The following is a 13165-nucleotide window of genomic DNA, read 5'->3' as shown; positions in this document are numbered from 1 at the left end:
TTAAATTGTGTAAATAAGGTACAAGTGAAGCGCCGTTTAGGCGGCTTCACCGTTATCTGTTTCAATTGCGTCGAGTTCTGCTTCTTGTTCACTGCCTTTCATCACCAGCGCAGAGCTCACCAGTTGGTGAACACTGACAATTTGATCCATCTCGAAGCCGTAGTAGGGCAGCATTTTGCTGAACTGGCTTTTACAGATGGCGCAAATAGCCGCCATGTGAGTTACTTTTTTCTCCTCGGTTACTTCTTTCAAAGCTTCCATTCGTGGGAGAGCACCTTTAACCCGCAGCTCAAGCAGATCATCGGTTAACAGACCGCCGCCACCGCCACAACAGAAGGTGTTCTGATGGGTGGTGGTGGGATCCATGTCGTAATAGTTATTGCAGGCGGCTTTGATCACATCCCGTGGGAAGGTGAATTGGCCGCCGGGTTTGTCGCCCATGCGACTGGCGCGTGCCACGTTGCAGGAATCATGGAAGGTCAAGGTCATGTGATCGTTGACCGCCGGATTCATGCGCAGCTTGCCCTCTTGCAGCAGCCCGTGGGTCACTTCAAGAATGTGCTGTGGTACAGGGTAACGTTGATCCAAGAAATCAAACGGTCCTGCCAAGGTGTTGAGGAAGCTGTAACCGACGCGCCACGCATGGCCGCACTCGCCAAAGACGATGCGTTTCACGCCCAGATCTTGGGCTGCTTTACGAATGCGCAGTGAAATTTTGCGCATGTTGTCGTAGTTGCCGATGAACATGCCGAAGTTGGCACCTTCTGAGGCGTAGGAGCTGAGGGTCCAGCTGATGCCCGCTTCGTGGAACACTTTGGCGTAGCCCATTAAACCATCAACATGAGGTTCGGCAAAAAAATCAGCGGAAGGGGTGACCAGCAGCACGTCTGCGCCTTTTTGATCCAGTGGCAGTTTGACTGCTACGCCGGTTTCGTCTTCGATGTCTTCTTCCAGACCTTCCAACGTATCCAGCAGAGCGGGTTCGGGCAGACCGAGGTTGTTGCCAATCTTATAAACCTTGGCAATGATCTCGTTGCAGTATTTTTGCCCGACACCGATGTGGTTCATTACGTCACGCGCCGCCATGGAGATTTCGGCGGTATCAATGCCGTAGGGGCAAAACACCGAACAGCGGCGACACTGTGAGCACTGGTGGAAGTAGCTGTACCAGTCGTCCAGCACCTCTTTGGTCAGATCTTTCGCGCCCACCAGTTTGGGGAAATATTTGCCAGCCACGGTGTAATAACGACGATAGACACTGCGGAACAGATCCTGACGTGCCACCGGCATGTTTTTCGGATCGTTGGTGCCAAGGTAGTAGTGGCACTTATCGGTACACGCGCCACACTTGACGCAGGAGTCAAGGTAGACCTGTAAACCACGGTATTTGCCTTTTAGCTCACCGATTTTTGCGATGGCTTTCTCTTGCCAGTTGTCCACTAATTCGTCAGGAAAACCCAAAGGCTCCTGAAAAGGCACGCGTGAGATAAAGGGTTTGCTGTGCGCCATCGTTCCCTCTTGCAGCTTGGGAATGATGGGGTATTCTCTAAATTCAGGTGTTTCAAAATTGGCCACGTGCTGCTCCTAGTCGTTTATTGAGGCTCTGCGGTGAAGGCGCTTAGCGCTTTTCACCGGCTTCAAGTTCGGCTGCCCAAGGCGCCAGATGGCGTTTTTCACGTGGATTGTCCACCTGGTTGCGGCTGGGGCTAAAGAACACGCCGGGGGCGTGCAGCAACTTGCTAAAGGGGAAGATGATCGCCAGCAGTGCCACCAGTGACAAATGCACGATCAAAGGCACGTCAGCGGGCAGCGGGTGGCTGAAGTCAAAGGACATCAAGCCCATAAAGAACACTTTGACCGCCACGATGTCGGTGTGTGAGACAAATTTCATCATCACGCCGCTGATGCCGATGCCGATCAGCAGCGCCAGCATCAGGTGATCGGAAGGGGCTGAGATGTAACGCACCCGGTCAACCAAGAAGCGACGGGCCCAGAGACCGGCTAAACCGGCCAACATGGCAAAGGCGGCGTATTTACCGAACGGTTGCAGCATCTCAACCAGAGGCCAAACAGGGTCGGTAAAATAACGCAGATGGCGAATGACGATCAGCGCCAGTGCCACATGGAACAACCAGCCAAACAGCCAGATCCATTTATTGGCTTTAAACAGGCTCTCAAACAGCGTCACTTCGCGCAACATGCGCAAGACCACACCACCACGAGTCACCGGAGCCGGTGTGGTCGGAATTTTTAATGGAGCAGGAGTGGAGGCATATTGATAGATCTTGTTACCCACACCGACAAAGAAAATAAGGGCTGCGGCGTAGAACAAAATTGTGAACAAGACAGACAGAAGCATGCTCCTGAAACTCCTCAGGTGTAAAATTTTAAAGACAGTAATGAAAACAGTGGGGGAAGAGTCCCCCACTTAGGCAGCGCAGTGTTACACGCAACCGGTAGGCTTAGGCAGGCCAGAATATTTACAGGCTTGCTTAGCAGGACCGTAAGGAAACAACTCGTACAGGTACTTGCTGTTGCCTTTGTCTTTGCCCAGTTTTTTGCCAATCGCTTTGGTCAAAACGCGAACTGCGGGAGCAATTTGGTACTCTTCGTAGTATTCGCGCAGAAAGTTCATCACTTCCCAGTGAGCGGAGGTCAGTTCTGCGTCATCCAGACGAGCCATTTCAGCTGCGATATCTTCGTCCCACTGGGACAGATCCGCTAAGTAGCCTTCTTCGTCGGTGTCGTAAGTCTTGCCATTCAGTTCAATAGCCATGTGTTTATTCTCCTAGAGACTACCGAGGTAATCTCAAATTGGGTTAAATTTAAAGCCAAGATTGTACGCTGTCGTGCTCGATGGAAAGATCCACAAAGCCGTTGTAGTCCACAACCTTAAAGCCGTCGATGAGTGCGTCTGCTTTTATTCCACGAGCGTCCATGTCTGGACCGAGAACATAAAAAGTCAGCGTGCCCATTGCACTGTTGATTTTTTCGGCAGCGGTGGTGTTTTTCATTGCTGCATAAACGCCGTCTTCGATGAGAAGTACGGAAGAACCCTCTTTTGCCAAGCGCAAGCAACTTTCAAAGGTGTTGCGATCAAAAGAGGATTTATTAACGGTGTGTAACATCGCCATTTTTCAATACCCCTTAGAAGCTCAAGACCACGTCTTGCTCAGACATGATGTCAGCAAGTTCGGCGGAGGTGACCAGGCGGATAGAATCTCTTTCTGCCCAGTCGTCATCTTCATCTTCCCATTTTAGATCCATCAGATCATCAATGGTCAGGCCTCGCGCTTCCAGAGACTCTTTTTCGACGTACAGTTTGGTGACGTCGTAATCACCGAGCGCTTTGTAGGTTGGCGAGAAGTTTTTCATGCCAATTCCTGCGGTGCTCTGGTTTTTCATCAACTGATATACGCCGTCGTCGATAAACGCCAAGGTGACGTCTTGTTCGAAAGCGGCACCAATCAGTACCACCTCCAATGATTCCAGAGCGTAAACAGTGCCGTAAGGCGCTTTTCTGTTAACGTAGAAAAACTTTTTAATCGTAGACATAAGAGGCTCCTTTAATCACCAAAGACCAGTAAACGATCCGCCTGAATGCCTGCTTCAATCAGCTGACCCAGACCGGAGATACGAAAACCGGAGGCGATGTTATCGGCATCTTTGCCTTGACGTTTTGCTTCATCTGCATCGAGGATGCCACGGCGTTGAGCCGCAGCAATACAGACGACGAGATCAAGCTTGTGCGCTTCCGCCAACTCCTGCCACATTTTGGTCACGTTACGGTCGTCTTGCGGTGGAACCGCCAGACGAGTCGCGTTGTTGACACCATCGTGGTAGAAAAAAACACGAAAGATTTCATGGCCTTTTTCCAGAGCGGCTTTGGCGAATTGATACGCGCTGTCAGCCGCTTGATGGTTGTAAGGCCCTTCGTTGATCATGATTCCGAATTTCATCGATAAACCCTGTCTTAGAAACGAATGTGTGCAGAGGAGTTTAAGCTCGCACGCGAACCACGCCAGTTATCGATGTGGTATTTCGTGAAGGGCAGACCGGTTTTTTCGAAGAAACGAGGCCAGCCAATGCGTTCAACCCACTCGTTGATGCGCTCCCAATCTTTGGCGTCTTCTTTGTAGACACTGAGGATTTTCTTCACGATGGCCGTTGCTTCAGGCCAGCGAGGGGGGTTGTTGGGGATACCGGCAGCAACCAATTTTTGGAAGGTCGGTTTGCCACGTGCGTTGGAGTGATTACCACCCACCCAGATAGCCAGTTTACTGTGCTCTGGATCATTGATCTGCATCGGAGGACAAGGTGGGAAACAGGCACCACAACAGATGCATTTCTTCTCATCGACTTCCAAAGACGGCTTACCATTGACCATTGCAGGACGAATAGCAGCCACAGGGCAACGAGCAACAACCGAAGGACGTTCACAAACGTTGGCAACCAGATTATGGTTAATCTTCGGTGGCTTGGTGTGCTGAACGTTGATCGCGATGTCGCCTTGACCACCGCAGTTGATTTGGCAGCAAGAGGTGGTCATGTGTACGCGGTTAGGCATATTCCACGCTTTAAACTCACCAATCAGCTCATCCATCATGGATTTCACAACACCAGAAGCATCGGTGGCAGGAATATCACAATGCAACCAACCTTGGGTGTGAGACAGAGTGGTCACGGAGTTACGTGTTCCACCGACCACAAAACCTTCGGCTTCGATGGCTTCGATCAGAGGTTGGACTTTGGCTTCGTCGGTGACCATGTATTCCAAGTTGGAACGCAGGGTGAAACGAATGTGACCTTCAGCGAATTCATCACCGATGTCGCATAATTTGCGAATGGTGAAGACATCCAGAATACGTTGGGTGCCGACTTTGATGGTCCAAATTTTGTCACCACCGTGCGCAACGTGCAGTAGCACGCCAGGCTGTGGATCTTCGTGGTATGCCCAGTTACCGTAGTGTTTACGCATCATGGGATGCATATACTGGAATGCGTCCGGACAACCGGACTCGATAGGAGAGCGAGGTGTTGCTTTAGCCATGATAACTCCTGAAATATGTGGGGGTTAAAAACCGAATAAACGGAGAGGAGAAGGTGTGATCCACCTTCTCGTTCTGAGCCTGCGTTTAGCTGGCTTCTTTTTCCGCTTGACGTACGAACCACTTCTCGGCTTGTTCGTCCCAATCGTCCATACGAACGTAGGAGCTTTGGCGTGGGCTGTTGATCATATTCGGATCAACATCAACATCGATGCCTTCAAGGAAGTTGGCCAGACCGATACGCTCGATCATTTCACCACAACGTTCGTGCTCAAGACCGTTCTCAGCCCAGAAGTCGATGACCTCTTCAGCCAACTCAACTAATGTTTCATAGTCGTCTTCGGTTTCCAGTTTTTTGAACGGGATGATGACCGTGCCCATCAAATCACCGATTTTCAGGGTACGTTTGCCGCCCATGCTGATGATCACGCCTTTGTCATCTCCAGGAGAGAGGGCTTTAGGCATAACATTCAAGCAATGCATGCAGCGAACACAATCGCGGTTGTTGACGTTGAGGGTGTCGTCGTCGTTCAGTGCCAGTGCATCGGTAGGGCAACGGCTGATGACGTTGTCGATGATGTACTCACGACCTTTGGTGCTCATGTAGCCTTTGAAGGCTTCCTGATCCACTTTCATCTCATCACGCCAAGTACCAATGACGGAGAAATCAGAACGCTCAATGGAGTTCTGGCAGTCATTAGGACAACCGGAAATTTTGAACTTGAACTTGTAAGGCAGAGCGGGACGATGAACGTCATCGGTGAAGTTGTTTTGCAGTAGGCGATGAACTTTTTGCTCATCAACGCAAGACTGCTCACAACGTGCTGCACCAACACACGACATGCCGGTACGCACGTCAGGGCCTGCACCGCCGAGATCCCAACCGTAGTCGTTGATTTCGTCGAAGAAGACTTGAGTACTGGCGCTGCTGGCACCAATAAACATGATGTTGCCGGTTTGACCGTGGAAGGTCACCAAGCCAGAACCGCTTTTTTCCCAACTGTTAGCCAGTTGGCGCAGCATGTCGGTGCTGTAGTGGTTTCCGGGTGGAGGCTGAATGCGCAGAGTGTGGAACTCTTTAGAAGCAGGGAAGGCTTTTTCAACTTCGGAAAAGCGAGGGATGATACCTGCGCCGTAACCGAAGACACTCATGGTGCCGCCTTTCCAATACCCTTTACGAGTTTCGTAAGAGTGTTCCAGTTGCCCCAACAGATCGTTGGTTACGGCGTTGATGCGCTCATCGGGATGTTCGTCACGCAGACGTTTAATTCCGGTGATGAAACTGGGCCATGGGCCATTTTCCAACTCGTCGAGCATTGGGGTGTCATGCTGATTTGTAGCCATACTAAATCTCCCTTAACTTAAGGATTCAGGATTGGTGGACGCGGTCAAAGCCCGCGAGCTGTGTCCTGGCTATTTAAAATAAAACGTTATTTTGTACTGTTACCGAGCACACACAGGGCTGTCCGATAGCAGGTGGGATAAGTCTAGGTTCCTGAGCGCGTGTCGGCTACCTTCACGATGGGGTGGCATGAGGAGGGATATTTATCCCTAAGGGGATATGTCGGCATAAGTTTTTTATATAGAGACCTGCTTTAGATGTGGTTTTGGGCAGGAGGGGGTGTTTTTATGTTTGCGCAGCTGTCTTTATTTTTTTGTTTAAAAACAGGTGGTTGTGTTTTTTTTATGAATTTAGAGTGGTGGTTTTTCTGCTTTTTTATACCTTTTTATTCTTGGTCTGGCGTTTGTTCAGTTTCATTGTGCGTCTCTTGCCTTGTGGGTAGTCACAATGTGTAGAAGCTGTAATAGAATACTGGCCATCAAAGTTGAGAGTGGTTGCGGGTTATGCAGCAAGCCGTTTGTAACCTTAATAATGAGGTTGGGTGCAGATTGATGGTCTCGCCTTTTAATCTGGGTGATAATCTGGCTTATCAATCCTGGCGCGAAGAGAAGTTGTCGAGTCGAGCGAACTCGGTGAAGGAACTGTTGGTCTGTTTTGCTCAGCTTAAGCCGAGTGAAGCAGAGATAGAATGTTTAAAGATCTGTTTGCAGCAGAATAATGCGGTGCTCTATCAGTTACCTGACGGTGTGGTGGGTGATAAAGCCTTTGTGCGTCAGTTGGGATTGTCGCTGGGTTTGGAGCGTCTGGATGGCAATCTCTGTGCGGACAACGATGCGATCACGGCGTTGCAGGTGCGCAAACCTGGTGCGGTTCAGGGTGAGTACATCCCCTACAGTAATAAAGGCTTGAATTGGCATACGGACGGCTATTACAACCCGGTGTCACGGCAGATTCGTGCCATTGTGATGCACTGTGTGCAACCGGCAGCGGAGGGTGGTGAAAATTTTTTAATGGATCACGAGCTGCTTTATTTGCAGTTACGAGACTTGAACCCCGCGTACATTGAGGCTTTGATGCGACCGGATGCGATGACCATTCCGGAGAATGTGCAAAAGGGCGTTTGCCTGCGGGCAGAGCAGAGTGGGCCGGTCTTTTCGATCTTGGCCAGCGGTCATCTGCACATGCGTTACAGCGCACGTCTGCGCCATGTGATTTGGGCGCACGATGCACTAACTCAGGCTGCAGAAGCGGCTTTACGGCGCTTGATGTCTGAACAGAACGACGCTCTGCTGCGTTTTCGTTTGCAAGCAGGGCAAGGGATTATCTGCAATAACGTCTTGCATGGTCGATCCTCGTTTCAGAACTCTGAGCAGCAACAACGGCTGCTCTATCGGGCGCGTTATTACGATCGTGCTATTGAAATGAGTGCGGTATGAAACAATTTTGGAGAGTGTGGAATGTTGTGTTTGAGTGAAGTATTGATTCAAGAATTTGCTTTGGAAGGGTTTGAAGATCTGGAGCAGCTGATTAAACAGCGTGCTAAAGGCGAGATTCACTTCAGTATGGATGTGAAACCGCCTTTCAGTGACACCCCAGCTGATTGGGAAAATCGACTTGAGGCAGCGTTTACCGTTGCGAACAAGGTTTAGAGGCAGCGTATGTATTGGCAAGAGAGCCCAGAAGAGCAGGAATATGAGCTTACTGATGAGGTCATGGACCTCTCTTTTAAACTGATTGGCTCTTCGATTCCCGTGGATCACGCTTATGTATTGTCTCAATCCTTGTGCGAGGTTTTGCCTTGGTTGGAAGACGAACCAGAGGCGGGTATTCACCTGATTCATGTGGCAAATTCGGCCAACGGTTGGCAGCGCCCAGAAAACCCAGAAGATCTGTTGCACTTGTCACGTCGTGCGCGTTTGACCTTGCGTCTGCCCAAGCACCGCTTGGCAGAGGCGGAGCAGTTGCAGGGTCAGACATTAAATATGTCTTTAGGGAAATTGACGTTGGGCGAGACCTCGCGTAAAAAATTGAGCAAATTAACCACGGTTTTTTCCCGCTACATTGAGGTGGATAAAAATCAGGATGAAGATGAGTTTTTAACCTCCGTTGTGGCGCGTTTGAGCGCAATGGATATTACGGTGCGCAAGATGTTGAGTGGTCTTTCACACCGTTTTGAAACCCCGAAAGGGCCTTTATTTACGCGCAGTTTGATGCTGGCTGACTTAGATATAGAAGAGTCGGTGCGTTTGCAGCGTATGGGTTTGGGTGGCGGGCGTAAAATTGGTTGTGGTTTATTTATTCCGCATAAAGGCATTGAGGCGGTGAACAAAACACAGCAGATGAAGTAACAGGGCTTTTTTATAAGCTCATTTTTTATTAACCATCAGTGATTAAATGACTTAAGGAGACGGTTTATGGCTCTTGAATTTAACGGTGCTAGCATTGAAACCACCGCAAGCGGTTACTTGGTAAATATTGAAGATTGGAGTGAAGATTTGGCAACCCATATGGCAGCTTCTGAAACACTGGAATTGACCGACAAACATTGGGATTTGATGAATTATCTTCGTGATGAGTTCATTAATAACGGCGCTAATCAGCCGAACACCCGTGCGATGGTGAAAACCATGGGCAAAAAATGGGGCGAAAAGATCAATGCAAAAACCTTGTACGATCTTTTCCCTGGTGATCCCAGCAAACAAGGGGGGCGTCTCTCTGGTCTGCCAGAAAGTCGCCGTAAAGGCGGTTACTAAACCAGCCTTGCTGGTGTGACTGTGATTGAAACCAACCGCTGATTAAGCGGTCTGAAATTTCCATTAAGGTAAAGGTATAAGACCATGAGTGAAAAAACAGATTTGATCAAAGAGATGATCGCAATGCAGAACGATTTTTCCGCGTACGAGCGTGAACACGGTGTTGGCATGAAAGAATACTTCATGCCTGAAGATGATGATAAATTGTTCGGTTACCGTAAAAAGTACGATGACATGGCAGTGAAATTGGTTGATATTGCTCATGCAGAAAAAGGTTCTGTACGTTAGTTAAAACGTTCGGTGCTGTTCAAAGCCGTAAACCCAGTTGGGCTGCGGCTTTTTTTGTGTGTTGTTCAAATAAAGATTGAAAAAAAAATTCAGGCCATTATCCTGTCTTTAGGATAAAGTTGACCATTACGGTTGGGTATTTCGATACCGTCAGGCATTTTGATGAGGATAAAGTGATGCAAATTGAAGCAAACGGCAAAACCATTGAGTTGAGCGAAGCGGGTTGGTTGGAAAATCTGGATGAATGGACAGTGGAAGTGGCTCTGGAAGTGGCCAAAATTGAAGATGTAGAGATGAGTGAAGAGCATTGGGTGGTGGTCAACGAAGCGCGTGATTACTTTGAGACCAACAGTACCGTTGCCGAGCCGCGTATTTTTGCAAAAGTCATGAAGAAAAAATACGGCAAAGACCGCAGTACCAGCAAATACATCTACGGTTTGTTCCCAATGGGTGGTTTGGTGAAATCGGCAAATAAAATTGCCGGTTTGCCTCGCCCTAAAGGCTGTAGCTAAACCGTTCAGGGTTTAACTGTTTAGGTCGGAAAAAAAGAGGGGTGAGGCTGCGAGCTTTGACCCCTTTTTTTGTGTTAAAGCTCTGACCACATGCGCATTAAGTTCATGTAACTGCTGTCCACGTATTGGGACTCTTGGCTTTCAGGAGCGCTGCGCAGCAGACTGTCGCGCGCTAAACTCAATTCGTACAGCAGTTGGCGTTTGTCGGGGTCTCGAATCAGACTTTGACTCCACGTGACCGCCGCCAGACGTTCGCCAGCGGTGACTTTCGCAACGTGATGGCGGCTGGTGGAGGAATAGACAATGGCGCTGCCCGCCGCCAGTTTGATCTTTTGTTGACCAAATTGGGTTTTGATCACCAGTTCACCGCCTTGGTAGTCATCCGGCTCATTGAGAAACAGGCTAGTGGAGACGTCGCTGCGGTACTGTTGCCCCATCGGTCCCATGATGGGGTCATCGAGGTGTTCGCCGTAGTGCATCCCCGTGCTGTAACGCACATAAAATGGGCTGCCAACACGGTGGGGCAAAACCGCACTTTGAAAGATGGGGTGACGCAGCAGATTATTCATCACCAGTGCGTTCAGCTCCTGTTGCAGTTGTGAATTTGGCGGGAGCTCTTCGTTGTTTTTTTGCCGTTGAGCGGCGCTGCCAGCGGAGAGTTTGCCGTCGATAAAGGTGGCGTGTGCAAGTTTATCTTGAATCTGTTTGAGCTGCATTGGGGTCAATACATTGGGGATTTCGATCAGCATGGGACGGGTCTCCGGTGGTAAACAGCGTGTCGTGAGGCTCGCGGTTATCATACCGATTGAATTAAATTATGAAAGTGCCGGATGCCATGTGCTGGGCCGAGTGAATAAGGTAAAGAAGAAATGAAATTAAAAATAACAGTGGAAGGCGAAAGTTTTCCGATTGAAGTGCCGGAATCTATTTTAACCAGTGCCGATGAGTTTTTTCGCCAACTGGACGCGGATATGGATCGCGGCTGGCAGATGAGCCGCGATTGGGTTGAAGCACCAGATCAATATCAGCGCTGCCAAATTGTAGCGGATAAAATCGTCAGTGCCATTCATCGCCAAAATCAAAAAATGGGGGTGTTGCTGGCCGCTTACATTTTAAAACGGGTGCCGGGCATTCAAGAGGTGCTGGTGGATACGAGCGGTGAAATGAGTGAGACGGAACTGGTTGTCTAATTATAAGTGCTGTCGCAGTTTTGCTTCGACCTCATGCGGTTGAATGGGGTGAGTTATCACCGCCGCAATGGGAAAACGATCCGCGACTTTTTCCAGATGGTGCAGATGCTCTTTTTCAATAAAGACAATCAATTGTGTGTCGGGTTTGCTGCGTTGCAAAAAAGCAAACAGCGATTCTAAATTACAGATGTAAGAGCCGTAAGTGGGGGCGTAGATAAACTCCGCTACCACAATATCCGGTTTGTGTTTTTTGCACAGCGAAAGACCTTTACGCATCGAGGGTGCGGTGTGAGTGGTCAGCCCCAGCTCTTGGTAGAGGGGTAATAAATTCGGGTAACCGCCGTGTTCAATGATGGCGAGCAGGTGTTTGTTGTCAGACATGAGGACTTTTTCTAAGTTTAGGAATATGAGTTTAAGCAGTGAGGCCATGCTAGCACGGGCTGGCGTGAGTGCTCCACTGTTCCAGTCGAATCATTTTTAGAGGAGATACATCAATGCGCGTTAAAACTCGCTGGAATCAAAAAGATCGGGATCGTTCAACAGAGCATGTGGCGACGGCCATTGGCATTGCTATCTGGAAAATTGGTCAAACGGCGTTGTTGGAAATTGAAAACGAAGGCTTTCAAACCGACACGCAATGCCAACGTCTGGATGTGTTGGCGGAATTTTCTGCCTTTTTAATTCAGGTGGTGGATCGCAGCATTTACGGTAAAAAAAGCGAAGAAGAGCGACAGATTTTTGTTAGTGCCTTGGCGCTGTATATGGTCGATTTTTATGCGGAAAACCGCGCTGATTTTGAGCCAGAAATTGATCACCGCAGCAATTTTGTGGCGCTGTTAAATGAGCGCATGGCCGATTATGCTCAGTCGGATTTTAGCGAAGAGGACGGTCCGAGTTACGTTATGCGGCGTAATTTTGGCAACAATGTTGCCAAAATTCTAGGTGAAAAAGACAATAAATGGGTACCTGATTACATTATGGACATTCAAGTTCCCAAAGCGTTGCCGGTGTTAAAACGCGCTTTGGTGATGTTGAAATAGGGTTTTATGGGTTGCCTTGCAGTGCGATCCAGAAAGGGAATTTACCGCTCTTAATTCTCCGCTCGATTTTCAATGTGCGGCTGTTGATAACCGCGATTTCGTTGGCTTGCGGTAAGGTGACGTAAATCCAACGGCTGTCGGCGCTGCTGCGAACGCCGTGGGAGCCGTTGCCCAGTTCGATTCTGGTGACTTCTAAAGTCTGGGTGTCGATCACAGAAAGTACGGTATCGCCAATTGCCGTGGTGATGGCGTAACGACCGTCGGGGCTGACGTCAATGCCGCCGTGACCGTTGCCAACGGTGATGATTTTTTTAACCTTATTCGTGGTTAAATCCAATACCGCCACATGGTGAACAAAGTCGCGCACAAAGGCGGTTTTGCCATCTTTAGAGAGATCCAAATTGTGCGGGCCGGTTAAACCCGGCAGCGGGATGACTTGGATCATTTTACGTTTTTTGGTGTTGATCACGCCCAGCCCAGCACCGCCTTGCAGGGTGACGTACGCCCATTTTCCATCGTGACTGAAACGTGCATTATGTGGCTCTTTTTCAACTTGAATGGTATCGATTACCTTCAAGGTGTTTAACTCAACCACACTGATGTTTGCCGAACCTTGATTGCTCACATAAGCCCACTGGCCATCGGGGCTGATTTTGACTCCTTTGGGGGCTTTGCCGACGGTAATAATGGCGCGTTGTTGGCCGCTTTTGGCATCAAAAACGTACAGTGATTGGCTGGAGGGGCTGGTGGCCAAGACGGTTTTGCCATCGGGGCTGATGGCGGTGTAGAGCATGTTTGCTCCGCCTTTCCAGCTGTTTTGCACGGGAAAGTGTTGTACGGTCGCGTCTGCTTTCATGCTGATAAAAACGTCGCTTGGAAATAGGCTGTGACTTGTTTTTTCCGTTGCAGCATGGTTGGGTGAGCTGAGGCCAATAAGGGCGAGTAGGGCAAGGCGGGGTAAAACAGAGTGTCTGTTCATGATGTTCCTGAGT

General features: G+C 49.3%; 19 protein-coding genes. 8 read left to right on the top strand and 11 right to left on the bottom strand.

Annotated elements, in window-relative coordinates:
- Positions 1-36: 36 nt before the first annotated feature.
- The 8 genes from Q9O24_10550 to dsrA form a co-directional block, all read right to left on the bottom strand.
- Positions 37-1575, bottom strand: a complete 1539-nt coding sequence (locus Q9O24_10550) for a (Fe-S)-binding protein (protein ID MDQ7075565.1) — start codon at positions 1573-1575, stop codon at positions 37-39.
- A gap of 43 nt (positions 1576-1618) precedes the next feature.
- Positions 1619-2359, bottom strand: a complete 741-nt coding sequence (locus tag Q9O24_10545) for a respiratory nitrate reductase subunit gamma (protein ID MDQ7075564.1) — start codon at positions 2357-2359, stop codon at positions 1619-1621.
- An 84-nt stretch (positions 2360-2443) separates the two neighbouring features.
- Positions 2444-2776 carry a TusE/DsrC/DsvC family sulfur relay protein gene (locus tag Q9O24_10540; protein MDQ7075563.1) on the bottom strand — a complete coding sequence of 111 codons (333 nt, stop codon included), beginning with the start codon at positions 2774-2776 and terminating at the stop codon, positions 2444-2446.
- Between the two features lie 49 nt (positions 2777-2825).
- A complete protein-coding gene (gene tusB / locus Q9O24_10535; protein ID MDQ7075562.1) occupies positions 2826-3134 on the bottom strand; it encodes a sulfurtransferase complex subunit TusB in 309 nt (102 codons plus the stop codon).
- A gap of 13 nt (positions 3135-3147) precedes the next feature.
- A complete protein-coding gene (gene tusC, locus Q9O24_10530) occupies positions 3148-3555 on the bottom strand; it encodes a sulfurtransferase complex subunit TusC (GenBank protein MDQ7075561.1) in 408 nt (135 codons plus the stop codon).
- Between the two features lie 11 nt (positions 3556-3566).
- Entirely contained in the window at positions 3567-3959 is a 393-nt protein-coding gene (gene tusD / locus Q9O24_10525; GenBank protein ID MDQ7075560.1) for a sulfurtransferase complex subunit TusD, read from the bottom strand.
- Positions 3960-3973: 14 nt separating this feature from the next.
- Positions 3974-5050, bottom strand: a complete 1077-nt coding sequence (gene dsrB / locus Q9O24_10520; protein ID MDQ7075559.1) for a dissimilatory-type sulfite reductase subunit beta — start codon at positions 5048-5050, stop codon at positions 3974-3976.
- 85 nt (positions 5051-5135) lie between these two features.
- Complete coding sequence (gene dsrA, locus Q9O24_10515) at positions 5136-6392, bottom strand: dissimilatory-type sulfite reductase subunit alpha (protein MDQ7075558.1); 1257 nt, start codon at positions 6390-6392, stop codon at positions 5136-5138.
- Positions 6393-6941: 549 nt separating this feature from the next.
- Between dsrA and Q9O24_10510 the strand changes: the two genes are divergently transcribed.
- From Q9O24_10510 to Q9O24_10485, 6 genes are all read left to right on the top strand, one after another.
- Positions 6942-7826: a TauD/TfdA family dioxygenase gene (locus Q9O24_10510; GenBank protein ID MDQ7075557.1), complete on the top strand. Its 885-nt coding sequence runs from the start codon at positions 6942-6944 to the stop codon at positions 7824-7826.
- A gap of 21 nt (positions 7827-7847) precedes the next feature.
- Positions 7848-8039, top strand: a complete 192-nt coding sequence (locus Q9O24_10505; GenBank protein MDQ7075556.1) for a sulfur relay protein DsrC — start codon at positions 7848-7850, stop codon at positions 8037-8039.
- Positions 8040-8048: 9 nt separating this feature from the next.
- Positions 8049-8738 (top strand): type I-MYXAN CRISPR-associated protein Cas6/Cmx6, encoded by a 690-nt coding sequence (cas6, locus tag Q9O24_10500; GenBank protein ID MDQ7075555.1) that lies wholly within the window; start codon positions 8049-8051, stop codon positions 8736-8738.
- Between the two features lie 66 nt (positions 8739-8804).
- Positions 8805-9143, top strand: coding sequence for a TusE/DsrC/DsvC family sulfur relay protein (locus Q9O24_10495; GenBank protein MDQ7075554.1), 339 nt, complete (start codon positions 8805-8807; stop codon positions 9141-9143).
- Positions 9144-9227: 84 nt separating this feature from the next.
- On the top strand, positions 9228-9431 hold the full coding sequence (locus tag Q9O24_10490) for a hypothetical protein (GenBank protein MDQ7075553.1): 204 nt from the start codon (positions 9228-9230) through the stop codon (positions 9429-9431).
- Between the two features lie 176 nt (positions 9432-9607).
- Positions 9608-9943 (top strand): TusE/DsrC/DsvC family sulfur relay protein, encoded by a 336-nt coding sequence (locus tag Q9O24_10485; GenBank protein MDQ7075552.1) that lies wholly within the window; start codon positions 9608-9610, stop codon positions 9941-9943.
- A gap of 74 nt (positions 9944-10017) precedes the next feature.
- Here Q9O24_10485 and Q9O24_10480 read toward each other — a convergent pair whose 3' ends face one another.
- Complete coding sequence (locus Q9O24_10480; protein ID MDQ7075551.1) at positions 10018-10692, bottom strand: Fe2+-dependent dioxygenase; 675 nt, start codon at positions 10690-10692, stop codon at positions 10018-10020.
- 120 nt (positions 10693-10812) lie between these two features.
- Here Q9O24_10480 and Q9O24_10475 point away from each other — a divergent pair, with 120 nt between their 5' ends.
- The gene (locus Q9O24_10475) at positions 10813-11133 is read left to right on the top strand and encodes a hypothetical protein (GenBank protein MDQ7075550.1); all 321 of its coding nucleotides are present in this window, start codon (positions 10813-10815) and stop codon (positions 11131-11133) included.
- On the opposite strand, the gene Q9O24_10470 is transcribed toward Q9O24_10475, so the two are convergent.
- Positions 11134-11514, bottom strand: coding sequence for a hypothetical protein (locus Q9O24_10470; protein ID MDQ7075549.1), 381 nt, complete (start codon positions 11512-11514; stop codon positions 11134-11136).
- 113 nt (positions 11515-11627) lie between these two features.
- Between Q9O24_10470 and Q9O24_10465 the strand changes: the two genes are divergently transcribed.
- Positions 11628-12173 carry a hypothetical protein gene (locus Q9O24_10465; GenBank protein MDQ7075548.1) on the top strand — a complete coding sequence of 182 codons (546 nt, stop codon included), beginning with the start codon at positions 11628-11630 and terminating at the stop codon, positions 12171-12173.
- Between the two features lie 4 nt (positions 12174-12177).
- Here Q9O24_10465 and Q9O24_10460 read toward each other — a convergent pair whose 3' ends face one another.
- On the bottom strand, positions 12178-13152 hold the full coding sequence (locus tag Q9O24_10460) for a YncE family protein (protein ID MDQ7075547.1): 975 nt from the start codon (positions 13150-13152) through the stop codon (positions 12178-12180).
- Between the last annotated feature and the right edge of the window lie 13 nt (positions 13153-13165).

This window comes from Gammaproteobacteria bacterium (genome assembly GCA_030949385.1).
Taxonomy (GTDB): domain Bacteria; phylum Pseudomonadota; class Gammaproteobacteria; order JAUZRS01; family JAUZRS01; genus JAUZRS01.
Note: the sequence above shows the minus strand (reverse complement) of the source record. Positions and strands in the feature narration are given on the sequence as shown.

Excerpts from the sequence above, each read along its gene's own strand:
- Q9O24_10490 (MDQ7075553.1), top strand. The coding sequence starts at position 9,228 with ATGAGTGAAAAAACAGATTTGATCAAAGAGATGATCGCAATGCAGAAC.
- tusB (MDQ7075562.1), bottom strand. The coding sequence starts at position 3,134 with ATGGCGATGTTACACACCGTTAATAAATCCTCTTTTGATCGCAACACC.
- Q9O24_10460 (MDQ7075547.1), bottom strand. The coding sequence starts at position 13,152 with ATGAACAGACACTCTGTTTTACCCCGCCTTGCCCTACTCGCCCTTATT.
- Q9O24_10470 (MDQ7075549.1), bottom strand. The coding sequence starts at position 11,514 with ATGTCTGACAACAAACACCTGCTCGCCATCATTGAACACGGCGGTTAC.
- Q9O24_10485 (MDQ7075552.1), top strand. The coding sequence starts at position 9,608 with ATGCAAATTGAAGCAAACGGCAAAACCATTGAGTTGAGCGAAGCGGGT.
- tusD (MDQ7075560.1), bottom strand. The coding sequence starts at position 3,959 with ATGAAATTCGGAATCATGATCAACGAAGGGCCTTACAACCATCAAGCG.
- Q9O24_10545 (MDQ7075564.1), bottom strand. The coding sequence starts at position 2,359 with ATGCTTCTGTCTGTCTTGTTCACAATTTTGTTCTACGCCGCAGCCCTT.
- Q9O24_10510 (MDQ7075557.1), top strand. The coding sequence starts at position 6,942 with ATGGTCTCGCCTTTTAATCTGGGTGATAATCTGGCTTATCAATCCTGG.
- Q9O24_10540 (MDQ7075563.1), bottom strand. The coding sequence starts at position 2,776 with ATGGCTATTGAACTGAATGGCAAGACTTACGACACCGACGAAGAAGGC.
- dsrB (MDQ7075559.1), bottom strand. The coding sequence starts at position 5,050 with ATGGCTAAAGCAACACCTCGCTCTCCTATCGAGTCCGGTTGTCCGGAC.
- dsrA (MDQ7075558.1), bottom strand. The coding sequence starts at position 6,392 with ATGGCTACAAATCAGCATGACACCCCAATGCTCGACGAGTTGGAAAAT.
- Q9O24_10475 (MDQ7075550.1), top strand. The coding sequence starts at position 10,813 with ATGAAATTAAAAATAACAGTGGAAGGCGAAAGTTTTCCGATTGAAGTG.
- Q9O24_10480 (MDQ7075551.1), bottom strand. The coding sequence starts at position 10,692 with ATGCTGATCGAAATCCCCAATGTATTGACCCCAATGCAGCTCAAACAG.
- Q9O24_10465 (MDQ7075548.1), top strand. The coding sequence starts at position 11,628 with ATGCGCGTTAAAACTCGCTGGAATCAAAAAGATCGGGATCGTTCAACA.
- Q9O24_10495 (MDQ7075554.1), top strand. The coding sequence starts at position 8,805 with ATGGCTCTTGAATTTAACGGTGCTAGCATTGAAACCACCGCAAGCGGT.
- cas6 (MDQ7075555.1), top strand. The coding sequence starts at position 8,049 with ATGTATTGGCAAGAGAGCCCAGAAGAGCAGGAATATGAGCTTACTGAT.
- Q9O24_10505 (MDQ7075556.1), top strand. The coding sequence starts at position 7,848 with ATGTTGTGTTTGAGTGAAGTATTGATTCAAGAATTTGCTTTGGAAGGG.
- tusC (MDQ7075561.1), bottom strand. The coding sequence starts at position 3,555 with ATGTCTACGATTAAAAAGTTTTTCTACGTTAACAGAAAAGCGCCTTAC.